We start from the raw sequence: 17,094 nt of genomic DNA on the forward strand, positions 1-17,094 counted from the left end.
GCGGATTGTAAAGTTTCCTATGTGGTCACACCAGCGTAAAAAGATATTACAAAGCCATTCCATTGAAATTTAAAGAATATCCTTTCTGGCCCTTTTCTCAAATCAGGTGGTATGTCAAAAAAAGTCTATATTTCACTTTGCCCGCCGCGCATTTGTCCTGGATAATGCGCCGCGTTCATGTCCTCAAAATGGCGTAACGTCCTATGCTACATTTGTTTGCCGGCCTGGATTTACATACCGGGCTTTTATTATTGCTTGCTCTGGTTTTTGTACTGTTTTACGAAGCGATCAACGGCTTCCACGACACTGCAAACGCAGTAGCGACGGTTATCTACACTCGCGCAATGCGATCGCAGCTTGCGGTTGTTATGGCGGCAGTATTTAACTTTTTTGGTGTCCTCCTGGGCGGGCTGAGCGTTGCGTATGCCATTGTGCATATGCTGCCAACGGATCTGCTGCTTAACGTTAGTTCTGGCCATGGCCTCGCTATGGTGTTCTCAATGCTGCTTGCTGCAATTATCTGGAACCTCGGTACCTGGTACTTCGGCCTGCCTGCATCCAGTTCTCACACCCTCATCGGCGCGATTATCGGTATCGGGTTAACCAACGCCCTCATGACCGGTACCTCGGTTGTTGATGCGTTAAATATCCCGAAAGTACTGGGGATCTTCGCCTCACTCATCGTCTCCCCTATCGTGGGTCTGGTGGTGGCGGGCGGGCTGATCTTCATCCTGCGTCGTTACTGGAGCAATACCAAAAAACGCTCCCGTATTCACCTGACGCCAGCAGAGCGTGAAAAGAAAGACGGCAAGAAAAAGCCGCCATTCTGGACGCGTATTGCCCTGATCATTTCCGCTATCGGCGTGGCCTTCTCACACGGCGCGAACGATGGTCAGAAAGGTATTGGTCTGGTGATGCTGGTACTGATTGGCGTTGCACCGGCAGGATTCGTGGTCAACATGAATGCCTCCGGCTACGAAATCACCCGTACCCGTGATGCGGTAAACAACGTTGAAACCTATTTCCAGCAGCACCCTGAGCTGCTGAAAAAAGCGACCGGCGTTGACCAGCTGATCCCTTCTCCGGAAGCCGGTGCCACGACTGCACCTGGCGAGTTCCACTGCCATCCGGCAAACGCGATTAACGCGCTGGAACGTGCCAAAGGGATGCTGGGCAATATCGAAAGTTATGACAAACTGACCGTTGAGCAGCGTGGTCAGCTGCGTCGCATTATGCTGTGCATCTCTGATGTGACGGATAAAGTGGCGAAGCTGCCTGACGTGAATGTTGACGACCAGCGTCTGCTGAAGAAACTGAAAGGCGATATGCTCAACACCATTGAGTACGCGCCAATCTGGATCATCATGGCCGTCGCGCTGGCGCTCGGTATCGGTACGATGATTGGCTGGCGTCGTGTGGCGACCACCATCGGCGAGAAGATCGGTAAGAAAGGCATGACCTATGCGCAAGGTATGTCCGCGCAGATGACGGCGGCAGTGTCTATCGGTCTGGCGAGTTACACCGGTATGCCGGTATCCACCACCCACGTACTCTCCTCGTCCGTGGCAGGTACCATGATTGTTGACGGTGGCGGTCTGCAGCGCAAAACCGTAACCAACATTCTGATGGCCTGGGTGTTCACCCTTCCGGCATCCATCCTGCTCTCTGGCGGGCTGTACTGGATTTCGCTGAAGCTGATTTAATCGGTTGAAGGCGACAAAAAAGCGGGTCAGTTTCCTGACCCGCTTTTTTTATGCTCAGTGCCAAATCATCAATGCAATCATGCTGACGACGACCAGGCCACACAGGGCGCTGGTTAAAATGAACTGACGACGCAGGCGTTCGCAGCGACGAATAAATTCTTCATCGTGATGATCGCGGTAGCGCTGGTAGTAGATATATCCCACCAGACGCATCTGTTTGCTGGGCTGTCCATGCGAGGTGAAGAAGCCTCCACCGTCCACATACTGATAAAGCAACGGATCGCAACCACGAAGTACCACTAACAGCGCACGTAACGATGAGAAGTAGCGCGCCATATTCACTATGCAAACCACGCATAACGCCCAAAACAATGCGACGGTGCTAATCATACATCCTCCCCGGCGTCCGCCCACGAAGCAAGGCTTCTGAGCTACCGCACCCCAATGCCCTGACAGACAGTTCAGTGAAAGAATGACCAAAAGTCGATCCGGTTCGCGTTTTAATATCCGAACGGCTCATTTAATAGTGTAGGAGATCCGTTAATTTTTTTGCCACAAGGTTAATCGTTATCAACACCAAAGCTTGAAAAATATGTTTAACTGGGCCGTAATGAAAGCATCAGACGACGGCTTTCCTATTTAGTCATCGATAACTTAAGGAAGGAGTAACACTATGGCTTACAAACACATTCTCATCGCGGTAGACCTCTCCCCGGAGAGCAAAGTGCTGGTTGATAAAGCGGTATCCATGGCACGTCCCTACAACGCGAAAGTTTCGCTGATTCACGTTGACGTGAATTACTCCGACCTCTACACCGGTCTGATCGACGTCAATCTGGGCGATATGCAGAAGCGTATCTCCGAAGAGACGCACCACGCTCTGAGCGAACTCTCCACCAACGCGGGTTATCCAATTACCGAAACCCTGAGCGGCAGCGGTGACCTGGGCCAGGTGCTGGTTGATGCGATCAAGAAATACGACATGGACCTGGTGGTGTGCGGTCACCATCAGGACTTCTGGAGCAAGCTGATGTCTTCCGCGCGCCAGCTGATTAATACCGTCCACGTGGATATGCTGATTGTTCCACTGCGTGACGAAGAAGACGAGTAAGTCCAAAAAAGCCCGGTGGCGCTAACGCTTACCGGGCCTACAGGCGGCACTAAATGTAGGCCGGGTAAGGCGAAGCCGCCACCCGGCTTTTTTATTCCGGCGTACCTGAGTAGATATCAAACCGGTGCCCTTTGGTGGTCACCGCGTTAGTGGTCGCCACGTCCGCCAGCGGTGGTGCATAGTCAGGGCGCTTCACCACCACCCGCTTCGTCGCAAGCTGGCGAGCCGGATCCAGCAGGCCATCCGCGTCCAAATCAGGCCCCACCAGAGACTGAAACACCCGCATCTCTTTCTTCACCAGCGCGCTTTTCTGCTTGTGCGGGAACATCGGGTCGAGATAGACGACCTGCGGGCGCGGGGTGATATCGGTCAGCGCCGTCAGGCTGGAGGCGTGAATCAGCTGCAATCGTTCCTGCAACCACGGCCCGATTTCCGGGTCCGCGTAGCCACGACTCAGACCGTCGTCGAGCAAGGCTGCCACCACCGGATTGCGCTCCAGCATCCGCACGCGACAGCCGACAGACGCCAGTACAAACGCATCGCGCCCCAGCCCCGCCGTGGCATCGACCACGTCCGGCAGATAGCTTCCTTTAATCCCAACCGCTTTAGCCACCGCCTCGCCGCGACCGCCGCCGAACTTGCGCCGGTGCGCCATCGCGCCGCCGACAAAATCGACGAAAATCCCGCCGAGCTTCGGTTCATCGCGCTTACGTAATTCGAGATGTTCTGGTGTCATCACCAGCGCCATCAGGTTATCTTCATCATGTTCCAGCCCCCAGCGGGCGGCCAGAACAGATAAGGCGCCGTCTCCGGCGCCCGTTTCATCTACTAAGCAGATCTTCACGTAACAATCAGCCTTTGATCCCGTAATGCTCAAGCATCGCATCCAGCTGCGGCTCGCGGCCGCGGAAGCGTTTGAACAGCACCATTGGCTCTTCGGAACCACCGCGGGTCAGGATGTTGTCGAGGAACGACTGGCCGGTTTCGCGGTTGAAAATCCCCTCTTCTTCGAAACGAGAGAAGGCATCCGCCGCCAGCACGTCGGCCCACAGGTAGCTGTAGTAACCCGCCGCGTAGCCGCCAGCGAAGATGTGGCTGAACGCGTGCGGGAAGCGGCCCCAGGTTGGCCCAGGGATCACGGCGACCTGCTTTTTAATCTCGGCCAGGGTCTCAAGAATCTTCGCACCCTGCTCCGGGCTGAACTCGGCGTGCAGGCGGAAGTCGAACAGTCCGAACTCCAGCTGGCGCAGGATAAACATCGCCGCCTGGTAGTTTTTCGCCGCCAGCATTTTGTCCAGCAGCTCTTTAGGCAGCGGTTCGCCGGTCTCGTAGTGGCCGGAGATAAACGCCAGCGCGTCCGGCTCCCAGCACCAGTTTTCCATAAACTGGCTTGGCAGCTCGACCGCATCCCACGGCACACCGCTGATGCCTGCCACGCCTGCGGTTTCGATGCGGGTCAACATATGGTGCAGGCCGTGACCGAACTCGTGGAACAGGGTGATCACTTCATCGTGGGTAAAGAGCGCAGGTTTGCCGTTCACCGGACGGTTGAAGTTACAGGTCAGGTAGGCGACCGGCTTCTGCAGAGAACCGTCTGCTTTACGCATCTGGCCCACGCAGTCGTCCATCCACGCCCCGCCGCGCTTGTTCTCACGCGCGTAAAGATCGAGGTAGAAGCTGCCGCGCAGTTCGTTTTTATCGTCATACAGTTCGAAGAAGCGCACGTCCGGATGCCAGACGTCGATATCGGTACGCTCTTTGGCGGTGATGCCATAGATGCGCTTCACCACTTCAAACAGGCCGTTCACGGCTTTGTTTTCCGGGAAGTACGGGCGCAGCTGCTCGTCGCTGATGCTGTAGAGGTGCTGCTTTTGTTTTTCGCTGTAGTAAGCAATGTCCCACGGCTGCAGCTCGTCCACGCCGAACTCCGCTTTCGCGAAGGCGCGCAGCTGGGCCAGCTCTTTTTCACCCTGCGGACGGGCGCGTTTCGTCAGATCGGTCAGGAAGTCGAGCACCTGCTGCGGGTTCTCCGCCATTTTGGTGGCGAGGGATTTATCGGCGTAGTTTTCGAAGCCCAGCAGCTGGGCCAGCTCGTGGCGCAGGGCGAGGATTTCCGCCATGACCGGGCTGTTGTCCCACTTACCGGCATTCGGCCCCTGATCGGAGGCGCGGGTGCTGTAGGCGCGGTACATCTCTTCGCGCAGGGCTTGGTTGTCGCAGTAGGTCATTACCGGCAGATAGCTCGGGATATCCAGGGTTAACAGGAAACCGTCCTGCTCTTTCGCTTCGGCCTGGGCTTTTGCCGCCGCCAGCGCGCTTTCCGGCATACCCGCCAGCTCCGCTTCGTCGGTAATCAGCTTCGTCCAGCCCATGGTGGCGTCGAGCACGTTGTTGCTGTACTGGTTGCCCAGTTCGGACAGACGCGCGGCGATTTCACCGTAGCGGGTTTGTTTCTCTTTTGGCAGGCCAATCCCGGACAGCTCGAAATCACGCAGGGCGTTATCGACCGATTTTTTCTGCGCCGTGTTCAGTTCGGCATAATGGTCGCCGTCGCGCAGGTCGCGGTAGGCTTTGTAGAGCCCTTCGTGCTGGCCGACCCAGGTGCTGTATTCAGAGAGCAGCGGCAGGGTCTGTTCGTAGGCTTCGCGCAGTTCCGGGCTGTTTTTTACCGAGTTCAGGTGGCTTACCGGGGAGAAGATACGCCCCAGCACGTCGTCCACTTCGGCCAGCGGCTGACACAGATTTTCCCAGGTGTACGGCCCGCCCTGCGCGACCACGCTTTCTACCGCCGCGCGGCAGTTGTCCAGCGATTGCGTAACCGCTGGAACCACATGCTCGGGGAGGATTTTAGAAAACGGTGGCAACGAAAAAGGCGTCAGTAATGGATTGGTCATAAACGCTGTCCTGTTGAAATAGGTGAATGAAGCGCGCATCCGGCGCTGTGCATATGGGATCTAGAATGGGGTTAAGTGTAGAGGATTTCAATGCCGGACGTTGTCGAAAAGAGCCCGGTGGTGCTGCGCTTACCGGGCCTACGGGTAATCTTTGCCGTTCTGCTGTAAACTGTGGCAAATCGTCAATTCAGCGGAATATCATTACCCATGCTCAGTTATCGCCACAGCTTCCACGCAGGCAACCACGCCGACGTCCTTAAACACACCGTTCAGAGCCTGATCATCGAATCGCTCAAAGAGAAAGAGAAGCCATTTCTCTATCTGGACACCCACGCGGGCGCGGGCCGTTATCAGCTGAGCGGCGAGCATGCCGAGCGTACCGGTGAATATCTGGAAGGGATCGCCCGCATCTGGCAGCAGGACGACCTGCCTGCCGAGCTGGAGCCGTACATCGGCGTGGTGAATCACTTCAACCGCAACGGCCAGCTGCGTTACTACCCGGGATCCCCGCTGATTGCCCGCCAGCTGCTGCGCGAGCAGGACAGCATCCAGCTGACCGAGCTGCACCCGAGCGACTTCCCGCTGCTGCGTTCAGAATTCCAGAAAGACAGCCGCGCCCGCGTCGAAAAAGCCGACGGCTACCAGCAGCTGAAGGCCAAACTGCCGCCGGTTTCCCGTCGCGGCCTGGTGCTCATCGACCCGCCGTACGAAATTAAAACCGACTATCAGGCGGTGGTAACCGGTATCCACGAAGGCTACAAGCGCTTCGCCACCGGGACATACGCCCTGTGGTATCCGGTGGTGCTGCGCGCGCAGATCAAACGCATGATCAAAGACCTGGAAGCGACCGGCATCCGCAAGATCCTGCAGATCGAGCTGGCGGTACGTCCGGACAGCGATCAGCGCGGCATGACCGCCTCCGGCATGATTGTAATCAACCCGCCGTGGAAGCTCGAAGCGCAGATGAACAACGTGCTGCCGTGGCTGCATAAAACGCTGGTGCCAGCCGGTACGGGCCATACCTCCGTCAGTTGGATCGTGCCGGAGTAATCGCAGCCATCGGTGGAAACTATTGATTTCAGGTATACAATCGCGGCAATTCACGATTAAGGACAAAAGCTATGACTAAGCATTATGACTACATCGCAATCGGCGGCGGCAGCGGCGGCATCGCCTCCATCAACCGCGCGGCCATGTACGGCCAGAAGTGCGCGCTGATTGAAGCCAAAGCGCTGGGCGGCACCTGCGTGAACGTGGGTTGTGTACCGAAGAAGGTGATGTGGCATGCGGCGCAGATCCGTGAAGCTATCCATATGTATGGCCCGGACTACGGCTTTGACACCACCATCAACCGCTTCGACTGGGACAAGCTGATCGCCAGCCGTACCGCGTACATCGATCGCATTCACACCTCGTACGACAACGTGCTGGGGAAAAATAACGTCGACGTTATCCACGGTTTCGCTCGCTTCGTTGACGCGAAAACGATCGAAGTGAACGGCGAGACGATCACCGCCGATCACATCCTGATCGCCACCGGCGGTCGTCCGAGCCACCCGAACATCCCGGGAGTGGAATACGGCATCGACTCCGACGGTTTCTTCGAGCTGCCAGCCCTGCCTGAGCGCGTTGCCGTGGTAGGCGCGGGATACATCGCGGTTGAACTGGCTGGAGTGATTAACGGCCTGGGCGCAGAAGCGCACCTGTTCGTACGTAAACACGCGCCGCTGCGCAGTTTTGACCCGCTGATTGTCGATACGCTGGTTGAAGTGATGAACACCGAAGGCCCAACCCTGCACACCAACGCCGTACCAAAAGCGGTGGTGAAAAACGCGGACGGAAGCCTGACCCTGGAGCTGGAAGATGGTCGCAGCCAGACCGTTGATTGCCTGATCTGGGCGATTGGCCGTGAACCGGCGAACGATAACTTCAACCTGGGCGTGACTGGCGTGAAAACCGACGAAAAAGGCTATATCGTCGTCGATAAATTCCAGAACACCAGCGTACCGGGCATTTACGCGGTCGGCGACAATACCGGTGCGGTTGAGCTGACGCCGGTCGCCGTTGCGGCGGGTCGTCGTCTCTCCGAGCGCCTGTTTAACAACAAGCCGGACGAGCATCTGGACTACAGCAACATCCCGACCGTGGTCTTCAGCCATCCGCCAATCGGCACCGTCGGCTTAACCGAGCCGCAGGCGCGCGAGCAGTACGGCGACGACCAGGTGAAAGTGTATAAATCGGCGTTCACCGCAATGTATACCGCCGTCACCTCGCACCGTCAGCCGTGCCGCATGAAGCTGGTCTGCGTCGGCCCGGAAGAGAAGATTGTCGGTATCCACGGCATTGGCTTCGGCATGGATGAGATCCTGCAGGGCTTCGCCGTGGCGCTGAAGATGGGCGCAACGAAGAAAGACTTCGATAATACTGTGGCAATCCACCCGACGGCCGCGGAAGAGTTTGTGACCATGCGTTAATCCTGATGCCCCTCCCCGGAGGGGCATTTTTTTTAACATTCATAAATCGTTGCAAAACGAATGCTCCGAAAATAGTGATCTACCGCACATTTCCCTCCCCATCTACCGAAGCGAATGTCTACGCTTATAAGACGCCCGGATAAACCTGTCTTTTGAACACACAACCGGAGGTCCCTATCACCATGTTCAACCAGAAACTACAGGCTACCGAGAACATCGAGTTCGAGATTGCAGAAGAGCTGCGCTACGAGACCGATCCCTGCGAGTTGAAACTGGATGAAATGATTGAGGCGGAGCCGGAACCCGAAATGATCGAGGGGCTACCCGCCTCCGATGCGTTGACGCCCGCAGACCGCTACCTTGAACTGTTCGAACACGTGCAGTCGACGCGGCTGTTTGCGGACAGTAAAACCTTCCCCGACTGCGCGCCGAAGATGGATCCGCTGGATATCCTGATCCGCTACCGCAAGGTCAGACGCCACCGGGATTTCGACCTGCGCCAGTTTGTGGAGAACCACTTCTGGATGCCGGAAACGTACGGCACAGAATATGTCTCCGACCCGGGACTCTCCCTGAAAGAGCACATTGATAACCTGTGGCCGGTGCTGACGCGCGAGCCGCAGGATCATATTCCCTGGTCTTCCCTGCTGGCGCTGCCGCAGGCCTATATCGTCCCCGGCGGGCGCTTCAGCGAGACCTACTACTGGGATTCTTATTTCTCCATGCTGGGGCTGGCGGAGAGCGGCCGTAACGATCTGCTCAAATGTATGGCGGACAACTTCGCCTGGCTGATTGAACGCTACGGGCATATCCCCAACGGCAACCGCACCTATTATCTCAGCCGCTCACAGCCGCCGGTCTTTGCGCTGATGGTGGAGCTGTTTGAGGAGGACGGCGTGCGAGGTGCGAAACGCTATCTTGATCACCTCAAAATGGAGTACGCCTTCTGGATGGACGGTGCGGAGTCGCTGCTGCTTAATCAGGCATACCGCAGCGCCGTGCGCATGCCGGACGGTTCACTGCTCAACCGCTACTGGGATGACCGCGATACCCCGCGCGACGAATCGTGGATTGAGGACGTGGAAACCGCGCGCCACTCGGGCCGTCCGCCAAACGAGGTGTATCGCGACCTGCGCGCGGGTGCGGCGTCCGGCTGGGATTACTCGTCCCGCTGGCTGCGCGATCCGTCGCGGCTCGCCAGCATCCGCACGACGCAGTTCATCCCCATCGATCTGAACGCCTTCCTGTTCAAACTGGAAAGCGCTATCGCCAACATCTCGGCGTCGAAAGGAGATAAAGAGACGGCAGAGGAATTCCGCCAGAAAGCCAACGATCGCCGCGCGGCGGTGAACCGCTATCTGTGGGACGAGGAGAGCGGCTGTTACCGAGATTATGACTGGCGGCGCGAAGAGCTGGCGCTGTTTTCTGCCGCCAGCATCGTGCCGCTGTACGTTGGCATGGCAACTCACGAGCAGGCGGAGCGCTTGTCGGATGCAGTCAAGGCACGTCTGCTGACCCCGGGTGGAATTCTGGCGACCGAGTACGAAACCAGCGAGCAGTGGGATAAACCCAACGGCTGGGCGCCGCTGCAGTGGATGGCGATTCAGGGATTCAAGCAGTACGGAAACGACTCGCTGGGGGATGAGATCGCCTGGAGCTGGCTGCATACGGTGAACCATTTCTACAAGACGCACCACAAGCTGATTGAGAAATACCACATCGCCAGCAGCACGCCGCGCGAAGGTGGCGGGGGTGAGTATCCGCTGCAGGACGGTTTCGGCTGGACAAACGGCGTGGTGCGGCGGCTGATTGGGTTGTATGGGGAGCCTTGAGCAGGGTGCGGTCTTTTCCCCCTCGCCCCTCCGGGGAGAGGGCTGGGGTGAGGGGAAAATGTTAGCGAATCACCTCATAAATGGCGCTCTGAATAGACTGCCATTTTTTGGTGGTGGCATCCGGCTGTGACTGCGCGCGGCGTGTGGCCATGTCGAGATCGTGCTGCTGGCGTTTCACTACGGCAGGCACGGTGCAGAACGCTTTAAGATACTCTTTACGTACCGAGGTCAGAGACTCGCCGTTCGACATCGCGTGGCTGAGCGTGTTGATGAAGCGGCGACACGGCTTCTCTTCCACCATGTTTTGCCGGTAGCGTAACATCAGCTCCAGCACGTCGTCATGGCCTGCCGACATCGCCTCTTCGGTCCAGGACAGCTTCCAGTCCATACCGCCCTGCAAAAAGAGCTGGGTCACGCGGGTATCGTTGCGGTTAATGGCCGAGCGGAAATTATTCTCGTCCCAGGTGACTCCCATGCGCGTGAGCGTTTCGCGCGAGGAAGGCGTCTCACGCATTTCCTGCGGTGGAGCCGCTTCAGCCGCACTGACGGCCGCTGGCTGCGGCTTGCTGCTGGTCACCAGCCAGAAGCCCCCTGCCACAATGGCAATCACCATAACGCCAACTGCCCCCCATAGCGCACCGGAAATGAGCTGCTCGCGTTGTTCGGGGGTGCGCGGCGCGCGCTGGGTCGGCTTTTCAATAGTGTCACGGACTTCAAACAGATCCCCACCGGTAACCCGATCCATTTTCTGCGCCTTTTCCCAGAAGGTATGCAATTCACTGGCATCTACCGCCATGAATCCTGCCGGATTAACGCGCGTTCTCCCCTCTTCAAACGCGCGTTGAACGGGCCGCGCGATCTGCGCGTAGTAGTTGTCCAGAAGCTGAATTTGCGCCGAGCTTAACGTCTTCTGAACGGTGATGCTGTTGCGGATTTGCCGAATATCGTCGAGAAAGGTTTGCAGCGTTTTGCGCGGTTCAACCAGCAGCGTCAGCATGGACGGGTCGCTGAAAAGCGAAGCGTAATAGCGGCTGAACTCTTTTTTATCCACCAGCATCTGCGCCAGCTCGCTGAACATCATGCCGCTCAGGACATCGTTGATCTCGCCAAGCTTCAGCCAGCGCCTTACGCGGTCAGCGTTAAACAGGGTCTTAAGATGGTTGTTCAGCTTTACCTGATCGGGCCAGGCCTGCTGGATAAGCCCTTTAAGCATCAGCTCAATTGCGCGTACCTGCTTGTGCGCCTGCTGCTGCTGGAGTTCGCTGCCCGGTGCCAGCTCCGTGCTATAGGTCAACAGCGGCTGCTGAAGACGAAGATGTTCCAGCGCGGTCACAAACCGCATCGCCGCAATAAGCTGGTTTTCACTCACATCCTGTCCGCTTTCATACTGCGGTACGCGCTGCTGCAGCAGGCGCAGCTGGAGCGTAAATTCCGACATCTCGGCATCATTCAGGTTGAGTTTTTTCGCAACGGCTCCCCAGCCGCCCAAAGCTAATCGCGCGCTGTCGAGTTGTTCCAGAAACCAGCGTGGATCTTTGCCCTCAGAAGCATGTACATTCAGAAGGAGTAAAATTTCCACCGACGCAAGGCGAATGACCGCCAGACAGTGTTCAAACTGTTCGCGAATATGGTGTGATGTGCTGAGAGTCATTGTTTTCCTTAAGCGACAACGAAGACATCAGGAATGGGCGCGAGACGCCCTTTATTCTTTTTATTTATACGCGGTTAACCATACCTGACTTTCTGTTGAAATAAAGTGACAACCCTAAAATGATTTAAAATGTTTCAGGAGAATCTGAATGCCGGTTTTAATTACCTCTCGCCTTACCTGTTCGCCCCTGCAGGAACAAGACTGGCCCTTTTTTCTGGCGCTCCAGCAGCACCCGGACGTTATGCGCTTTGTGGCGGAAGACCGCCCTGTCGCGGCGATACGCGAAGCGTTTGATTCGCGCCTGATGCCATGGGCTCCGGGCAGCGCGCACTGGCTTTGCCTCGTCGTACGTGACACCGCCTCACTGACCCCGCTGGGCGTTACCGGGTATATTCATCGGGAGGAGGACTGCGCCGAAGTGGGCTTCCTTTTCGCCCCCGAAGCGCAGGGGAAAGGTTACGGCTTTGAATCCCTGAAGGCGCTTTGCGATTACGCTTTTCTTCAGGGCGGTATACGGCGACTCACCGCCACCGTAACAGCGGGAAACGCTGCTTCAAGACGCCTGCTGGAAAAAGCCCGCTTTCACCTGGAAGGTGAATTACGTGAGAGCTATTATCTTGCGGGGCGCTGGCAAAATGACTGGCTATTTGGTTTATTACAGCAGGAATACCTGAATAATAATTCCTGACCAATAGTAATTTAGCCGATATTTCCGGACGTCGTTTCCTCTTCAGGGTCGCTATTAAGAGGAAACGAATATCAAACGTCATGCGCTGAAAATATTTTCTGCGGCCATTGCGTTAATAAAAAACATCAGGGTCTTTCTCTGGAGAAATATCGTGATGAAAATGGGTTATCGTCTATGGCTGCCTGCGTTCTTTATCGCTGTCAGTGGCAGACACATCCATATTAAGGGTTCCTTAAGAGGTTCCTTCCCCTTAAGTCCGGGCATCACAGGAACATACCGCCTGACACTTCAATACGTTGCGCATTCATCCAGCCCAGCTTATCGCTGAGCAGTGCCGCAATGGCATCACCGATATCGTCCGGTAGACCCACCCGTCCCAGCGCCGTCTGCGAGGCCAGCAACTGATTCAGCTCCGCGTTGTCGCGCACGCGTCCGCCGCCAAAGTCTGTTTCTATCGCGCCAGGCGCAATGATATTGACGGAAATGCCGCGCGCGCCCAGCTCTTTCGCCTGATAGCGCGTCAGCACTTCCATCGCCCCCTTCATGGCCGCGTAGGTCCCTGAGCCCGGCTGGGTAAAACGGGCCAGCCCGCTGGAGACGTTGAGGATACGTCCCCCGTCGTTAAGCAGCGGCAGCAGGCGCTGGGTCAGGAAGAAAGGCCCTTTGAAATGAATGTTCAACGCTTCATCAAACTGGGCTTCCGTCGTGTCGGCATAGGGTGCATATAAACCCGTCCCGGCATTGTTCAATAAATAGTCAAAGGTTTCACGCTGCCAGACGGTCCTAAGAGTTTCCTGAAGCTGTTGGGCAAAATGTTCAAATCCCGTGATATCCCCGACGTTAAGCTGTAATGCCGCTGCGTTGACGCCTTTTTGCTGAATTTCATGCACAACATCCAGCGCTTCCTGCTGGCTACGGTTGTATGTCAGGATGATTCCCGTGCCGTCTGCCGCCAGCTTTAATGCAGCGTTTTTACCCAGACCACGACTACCACCCGTCACTAATGCGATACGTTCACTCATCATAAACCTCGTTTTGGCTGTTAAGGAGATTGAGAAAGAGCTTATTAGGTGATAGAAAATCAATAAAGATGGGTTAAAACGCTTCACTGTTTCAGCAGAAACAACAATGAGCTTCGTCTATGGATAAAATTCACGCAATGCAGTTGTTCGTCCGCGTCGCGGAACTGGAGAGTTTTTCCCGCGCGGCCGAAACATTAACCCTGCCAAAAGGCAGCGTCTCACGGCAGATTCAGGCCCTGGAAAACCGGCTTGGCACTCAGCTATTGCACCGCACCACGCGCCGCGTCAGCCTGACGCAGGACGGCATGGTCTATTACGAGCGGGCAAAAGATCTGCTGGCAAACCTTGATGAACTCGACGGCATGTTTCAGCACGATCCCTCCAGCATCAGCGGCCGGCTCCGCGTGGATATGCCCGTCGGCGTTGCTCGAAATTTAGTCATCCCCAAACTGCCTGCTTTTCTGCAGCACTATCCGGGCATCGAACTGGAGCTCAGCAGCAGCGATCGTCTGGTGGATGTGATCCGCGAAGGGTTTGATTGCGTGGTACGCGTCGGCACGCTGAAGGATTCAGGGCTGATTGCCCGTCCACTGGGCAAGCTGTCGGTGATTAACTGCGCCAGCCCGGACTATCTGGCGCGTTTTGGCTACCCGGAAACCCTGGACGATTTAGGCTCGCACGCCGTTATTCACTACACCGCTACGCTGGGAACACGCCCACAGGGCTTTGAGTTTTATAACGGCAGTACAACACAGTGGATAAAAACAGGCGGGGTCTTAACCGTCAACAGCACGGAAACTTACCAGGCTGCCTGTCTCGCCGGACTGGGCATTATTCAGGTGCCGCGGGTTGGGGTGCGCGATTTACTGCGCGCGAAGAAGCTGATTGAGATCCTCCCGCAATACCGGGCCGAACCGATGCCTGTTTCCCTGATTTATCCCCACCGGCGCAACCTCTCCCGCCGGGTCCATCTGTTCATGGAGTGGCTAACCGAACTCACAAAAGCTTACGTGGACTAGTCGCAAGCTATAATTCAATAACATCCAGCCAAACGAAAAGGAAAAGACGCGTGACGCCGGAAAACAACCCGCAACGACCCACCCAACATTTAGAGTATGAGCCCGTCAAAAAGATGGAAACCGGGCCCGAAGAGGCCAAAACGCCTGGTACCGCCAGCAAAGCGCTGGGAACCGTAACCGGCATCGCCGCGAGAATTCAGCAGTTTCCCATGATTGCGCATCTGATACGCGCAACCGAGCGCTTTAATGACCGCATGGGGAACCAGTTTGGTGCTGCCATAACCTATTTTTCCTTCCTGTCGATGATTCCGATCCTGATGGTGTCATTTGCGGCGGCCGGTTTTGTGCTCGCGTCCCACCCGACGCTGCTGCAGGATATCTTCACGAAGATCCTGAATAACGTCAGTGACCCGACTCTTGCCAGCACGCTCAAAAGCACTATCAATACCGCCGTTCAGCAGCGTACCACCGTCGGCATCGTCGGCTTGCTGATTGCCCTTTACTCCGGCGTTAACTGGATGGGCAACCTGCGCGAGGCCATTCGCGCCCAGTCGCGCGACGTCTGGGAGCGTAAGCCGCAGGACCAGGAGAAAATATGGGTTAAGTATCTCCGCGACTTTATTTCGCTGATTGGCCTGCTGGTAGCCCTCATCGTGACGCTCTCCATAACCTCGGTGGCGGGTTCGGCGCAGCAGATGATCATCTCCGCGCTCTATCTGGATTACATCGAATGGCTGAAGCCCGCCTGGCGCGGCATTGGGCTGGCTATTTCCATCTTCGCCAACTACCTGCTGTTCTTCTGGATCTTCTGGCGCTTGCCCCGGCATCGGCCGCGCAAGAAGGCGCTGCTCCGCGGCACATTGATTGCGGCGATCGGCTTTGAGGTGATCAAAATCGTGATGACTTACACCCTGCCGTCACTGGTTAAATCCCCTTCCGGCGCAGCGTTTGGCTCGGTGCTGGGACTGATGGCCTTCTTCTACTTCTTCGCCCGCCTGACCCTGTTCTGCGCGGCATGGATTGCCACCGCCGAGTACAAAGGCGACACGCGAATGCCCGGCAAAACGCACCGCTAGCCCCGCCATCGGGCTGAAATTTCAGCCCGATCCATCATTTCAGCATATAAATCCAGCCCGTAACTTTTATTTAACCGAAAACCAGTTTAATTGACTGATATTTAAAATCTGTGAAGCATTTCATAGACGTGTTTTGGCTGGTCTGAAAATTATCCGCTTTTTGCTGTTTTTATCACCGGGTCGCGGCTTTGTTACAGATTGAAATGTCGCTTTTGCTGTGCGTAATATGGCCTTTCGTTCGACAAAAATAAGAAAATATTATGCAAGCAACCGCCACCACACTCGACTCAGAAACGGAAAACGTTCCGGTAAACTCGCGCAATAAAGTCGTCGTCGCCTCGCTGATTGGCACCGCCATCGAGTTCTTCGACTTCTATATTTATGCCACCGCCGCGGTCATCGTATTCCCGCACATTTTCTTCCCGCAGGGCGATCCGACGGCGGCCACGCTGCAGTCTCTGGCGACCTTTGCGATTGCGTTTGTTGCGCGTCCGATTGGCTCTGCGCTGTTTGGACACTTTGGCGATCGCATCGGCCGCAAAGTCACGCTGGTGGCCTCGCTGCTGACGATGGGGATCTCCACCGTAGCCATCGGCCTGCTGCCGACCTACGAAACCATTGGTATTCTGGCGCCGGTCCTGCTGGCGCTGGCGCGTTTTGGCCAAGGTCTGGGGCTGGGTGGTGAATGGGGCGGCGCGGCGCTGCTGGCCACCGAGAACGCCCCGGCGCGCAAGCGCGCGCTGTACGGTTCATTCCCACAGCTTGGCGCTCCGATTGGCTTCTTCTTTGCCAACGGGACGTTCCTGCTGCTCTCCTGGCTGCAGACGGATGAACAGTTCATGAGTTGGGGCTGGCGTATTCCGTTTATCTTCTCAGCCGTGCTGGTGCTGATTGGCCTGTATGTGCGTGTTTCTCTGCATGAGACCCCTGTTTTTGCGAAAGTGGCCGCGGCGAACAAGCAGGTGAAAGTGCCGCTGGGTACGCTTCTGACCAAACACGTTCGCGTGACCGTGCTGGGCACGTTTATCATGCTCGCCACCTATACGCTGTTCTACATCATGACCGTCTATTCCATGACGTTCAGTACCGCCGCTGCGCCGGTTGGGCTGGGGCTGCCGCGTAACGAAGTGCTGTGGATGCTGATGATGGCGGTGATCGGGTTTGGCGTGATGGTTCCTGTTGCGGGCCTGCTGGCGGATAAATTCGGTCGTCGTGCGAGCATGATTACGATCACCACGCTGATCGTTCTATTTGCCCTGTTCGTCTTCCCGCCGCTGCTGGGTTCAGGTAGCCCGGCGCTGGTGATGGCCTATCTGCTGATTGGCCTGAGCCTGATGGGGCTGACCTTCGGCCCGATGGGCGCGCTGCTGCCCGAGCTGTTCCCGACTGAAGTACGTTATACCGGCGCGTCGTTCTCCTATAACGTCTCGTCTATACTGGGTGCGTCCGTTGCGCCATATATCGCCACCTGGCTGCAGGCAAACTATGGTCTGTTCTATGTGGGCGTCTATCTTGCGGCCATGGCGGCGCTGACGCTGATTGCGCTGCTGCTGACGCACGAGACGAAGCACCAGGCTCTGTAATTCACTGCGGCCTGATGCCCTCACCCCGGCCCTCTCCCACA

At 56.6% G+C, this 17,094-nt stretch carries 14 protein-coding genes; 9 read left to right on the forward strand and 5 right to left on the reverse strand.

Annotated features, from left to right (window positions below; translation table 11 throughout):
- The first annotated feature begins 203 nt into the window (after nucleotides 1–203).
- Nucleotides 204–1,703, forward strand: coding sequence for an inorganic phosphate transporter PitA (pitA, locus tag UR504_RS17935; protein WP_127732547.1), 1,500 nt, complete (start codon nucleotides 204–206; stop codon nucleotides 1,701–1,703).
- Between the two features lie 54 nt (nucleotides 1,704–1,757).
- Here the strand turns inward: pitA and uspB are convergent, their stop codons facing one another.
- Nucleotides 1,758–2,093 (reverse strand): universal stress protein UspB, encoded by a 336-nt coding sequence (uspB, locus tag UR504_RS17940; protein ID WP_003861224.1) that lies wholly within the window; start codon nucleotides 2,091–2,093, stop codon nucleotides 1,758–1,760.
- A gap of 283 nt (nucleotides 2,094–2,376) precedes the next feature.
- On the opposite strand from uspB, the gene uspA reads away from it, so the two are divergent.
- A complete protein-coding gene (gene uspA, locus UR504_RS17945; protein ID WP_003861223.1) occupies nucleotides 2,377–2,814 on the forward strand; it encodes a universal stress protein UspA in 438 nt (145 codons plus the stop codon).
- A gap of 91 nt (nucleotides 2,815–2,905) precedes the next feature.
- Here uspA and rsmJ read toward each other — a convergent pair whose 3' ends face one another.
- Nucleotides 2,906–3,658, reverse strand: coding sequence for a 16S rRNA (guanine(1516)-N(2))-methyltransferase RsmJ (gene rsmJ / locus UR504_RS17950; protein WP_302237621.1), 753 nt, complete (start codon nucleotides 3,656–3,658; stop codon nucleotides 2,906–2,908).
- Nucleotides 3,659–3,665: 7 nt separating this feature from the next.
- A complete protein-coding gene (gene prlC, locus UR504_RS17955) occupies nucleotides 3,666–5,708 on the reverse strand; it encodes an oligopeptidase A (protein WP_320739970.1) in 2,043 nt (680 codons plus the stop codon).
- Nucleotides 5,709–5,915: 207 nt separating this feature from the next.
- Here prlC and UR504_RS17960 point away from each other — a divergent pair, with 207 nt between their 5' ends.
- The 3 genes from UR504_RS17960 (at nucleotide 5,916) to UR504_RS17970 (ending at nucleotide 10,014) form a co-directional block, all read left to right on the forward strand.
- Nucleotides 5,916–6,758, forward strand: coding sequence for a 23S rRNA (adenine(2030)-N(6))-methyltransferase RlmJ (locus tag UR504_RS17960; protein WP_008503119.1), 843 nt, complete (start codon nucleotides 5,916–5,918; stop codon nucleotides 6,756–6,758).
- Between the two features lie 71 nt (nucleotides 6,759–6,829).
- The gene (gene gorA / locus UR504_RS17965) at nucleotides 6,830–8,182 is read left to right on the forward strand and encodes a glutathione-disulfide reductase (protein ID WP_133295294.1); all 1,353 of its coding nucleotides are present in this window, start codon (nucleotides 6,830–6,832) and stop codon (nucleotides 8,180–8,182) included.
- Between the two features lie 182 nt (nucleotides 8,183–8,364).
- Nucleotides 8,365–10,014 carry an alpha,alpha-trehalase gene (locus tag UR504_RS17970; protein ID WP_111963711.1) on the forward strand — a complete coding sequence of 550 codons (1,650 nt, stop codon included), beginning with the start codon at nucleotides 8,365–8,367 and terminating at the stop codon, nucleotides 10,012–10,014.
- Nucleotides 10,015–10,075: 61 nt separating this feature from the next.
- On the opposite strand, the gene UR504_RS17975 is transcribed toward UR504_RS17970, so the two are convergent.
- Entirely contained in the window at nucleotides 10,076–11,665 is a 1,590-nt protein-coding gene (locus UR504_RS17975) for an STY4199 family HEPN domain-containing protein (protein WP_111963710.1), read from the reverse strand.
- Nucleotides 11,666–11,813: 148 nt separating this feature from the next.
- Here UR504_RS17975 and UR504_RS17980 point away from each other — a divergent pair, with 148 nt between their 5' ends.
- The gene (locus tag UR504_RS17980; RefSeq protein WP_111963709.1) at nucleotides 11,814–12,353 is read left to right on the forward strand and encodes a GNAT family N-acetyltransferase; all 540 of its coding nucleotides are present in this window, start codon (nucleotides 11,814–11,816) and stop codon (nucleotides 12,351–12,353) included.
- 263 nt (nucleotides 12,354–12,616) lie between these two features.
- Here the strand turns inward: UR504_RS17980 and UR504_RS17985 are convergent, their stop codons facing one another.
- A complete protein-coding gene (locus UR504_RS17985; RefSeq protein WP_274243340.1) occupies nucleotides 12,617–13,375 on the reverse strand; it encodes an SDR family NAD(P)-dependent oxidoreductase in 759 nt (252 codons plus the stop codon).
- Nucleotides 13,376–13,494: 119 nt separating this feature from the next.
- Here UR504_RS17985 and UR504_RS17990 point away from each other — a divergent pair, with 119 nt between their 5' ends.
- The 3 genes from UR504_RS17990 to UR504_RS18000 all read left to right on the forward strand — a co-directional run bounded on the left by UR504_RS17990 (nucleotide 13,495) and on the right by UR504_RS18000 (nucleotide 17,053).
- On the forward strand, nucleotides 13,495–14,394 hold the full coding sequence (locus UR504_RS17990; protein WP_115876807.1) for a LysR family transcriptional regulator: 900 nt from the start codon (nucleotides 13,495–13,497) through the stop codon (nucleotides 14,392–14,394).
- A gap of 50 nt (nucleotides 14,395–14,444) precedes the next feature.
- A complete protein-coding gene (gene yhjD / locus UR504_RS17995) occupies nucleotides 14,445–15,470 on the forward strand; it encodes an inner membrane protein YhjD (protein WP_302237609.1) in 1,026 nt (341 codons plus the stop codon).
- Between the two features lie 260 nt (nucleotides 15,471–15,730).
- Entirely contained in the window at nucleotides 15,731–17,053 is a 1,323-nt protein-coding gene (locus UR504_RS18000; RefSeq protein ID WP_274241203.1) for an MFS transporter, read from the forward strand.
- The last annotated feature ends 41 nt before the right edge of the window (nucleotides 17,054–17,094 follow it).

The sequence above is a fragment of the Enterobacter sp. 241F3 genome (assembly GCF_034106785.1).
Classification (GTDB): domain Bacteria; phylum Pseudomonadota; class Gammaproteobacteria; order Enterobacterales; family Enterobacteriaceae; genus Enterobacter; species Enterobacter vonholyi.

What these genes read in the sequence shown, in the direction of transcription:
- UR504_RS17985 (WP_274243340.1), bottom strand. Translation starts at nt 13,375, where the DNA reads ATGAGTGAACGTATCGCATTAGTGACGGGTGGTAGTCGTGGTCTGGGT.
- UR504_RS17970 (WP_111963711.1), top strand. Translation starts at nt 8,365, where the DNA reads ATGTTCAACCAGAAACTACAGGCTACCGAGAACATCGAGTTCGAGATT.
- uspB (WP_003861224.1), bottom strand. Translation starts at nt 2,093, where the DNA reads ATGATTAGCACCGTCGCATTGTTTTGGGCGTTATGCGTGGTTTGCATA.
- pitA (WP_127732547.1), top strand. Translation starts at nt 204, where the DNA reads ATGCTACATTTGTTTGCCGGCCTGGATTTACATACCGGGCTTTTATTA.
- uspA (WP_003861223.1), top strand. Translation starts at nt 2,377, where the DNA reads ATGGCTTACAAACACATTCTCATCGCGGTAGACCTCTCCCCGGAGAGC.
- prlC (WP_320739970.1), bottom strand. Translation starts at nt 5,708, where the DNA reads ATGACCAATCCATTACTGACGCCTTTTTCGTTGCCACCGTTTTCTAAA.
- UR504_RS17990 (WP_115876807.1), top strand. Translation starts at nt 13,495, where the DNA reads ATGGATAAAATTCACGCAATGCAGTTGTTCGTCCGCGTCGCGGAACTG.
- UR504_RS17975 (WP_111963710.1), bottom strand. Translation starts at nt 11,665, where the DNA reads ATGACTCTCAGCACATCACACCATATTCGCGAACAGTTTGAACACTGT.
- UR504_RS17980 (WP_111963709.1), top strand. Translation starts at nt 11,814, where the DNA reads ATGCCGGTTTTAATTACCTCTCGCCTTACCTGTTCGCCCCTGCAGGAA.
- UR504_RS18000 (WP_274241203.1), top strand. Translation starts at nt 15,731, where the DNA reads ATGCAAGCAACCGCCACCACACTCGACTCAGAAACGGAAAACGTTCCG.
- UR504_RS17960 (WP_008503119.1), top strand. Translation starts at nt 5,916, where the DNA reads ATGCTCAGTTATCGCCACAGCTTCCACGCAGGCAACCACGCCGACGTC.
- gorA (WP_133295294.1), top strand. Translation starts at nt 6,830, where the DNA reads ATGACTAAGCATTATGACTACATCGCAATCGGCGGCGGCAGCGGCGGC.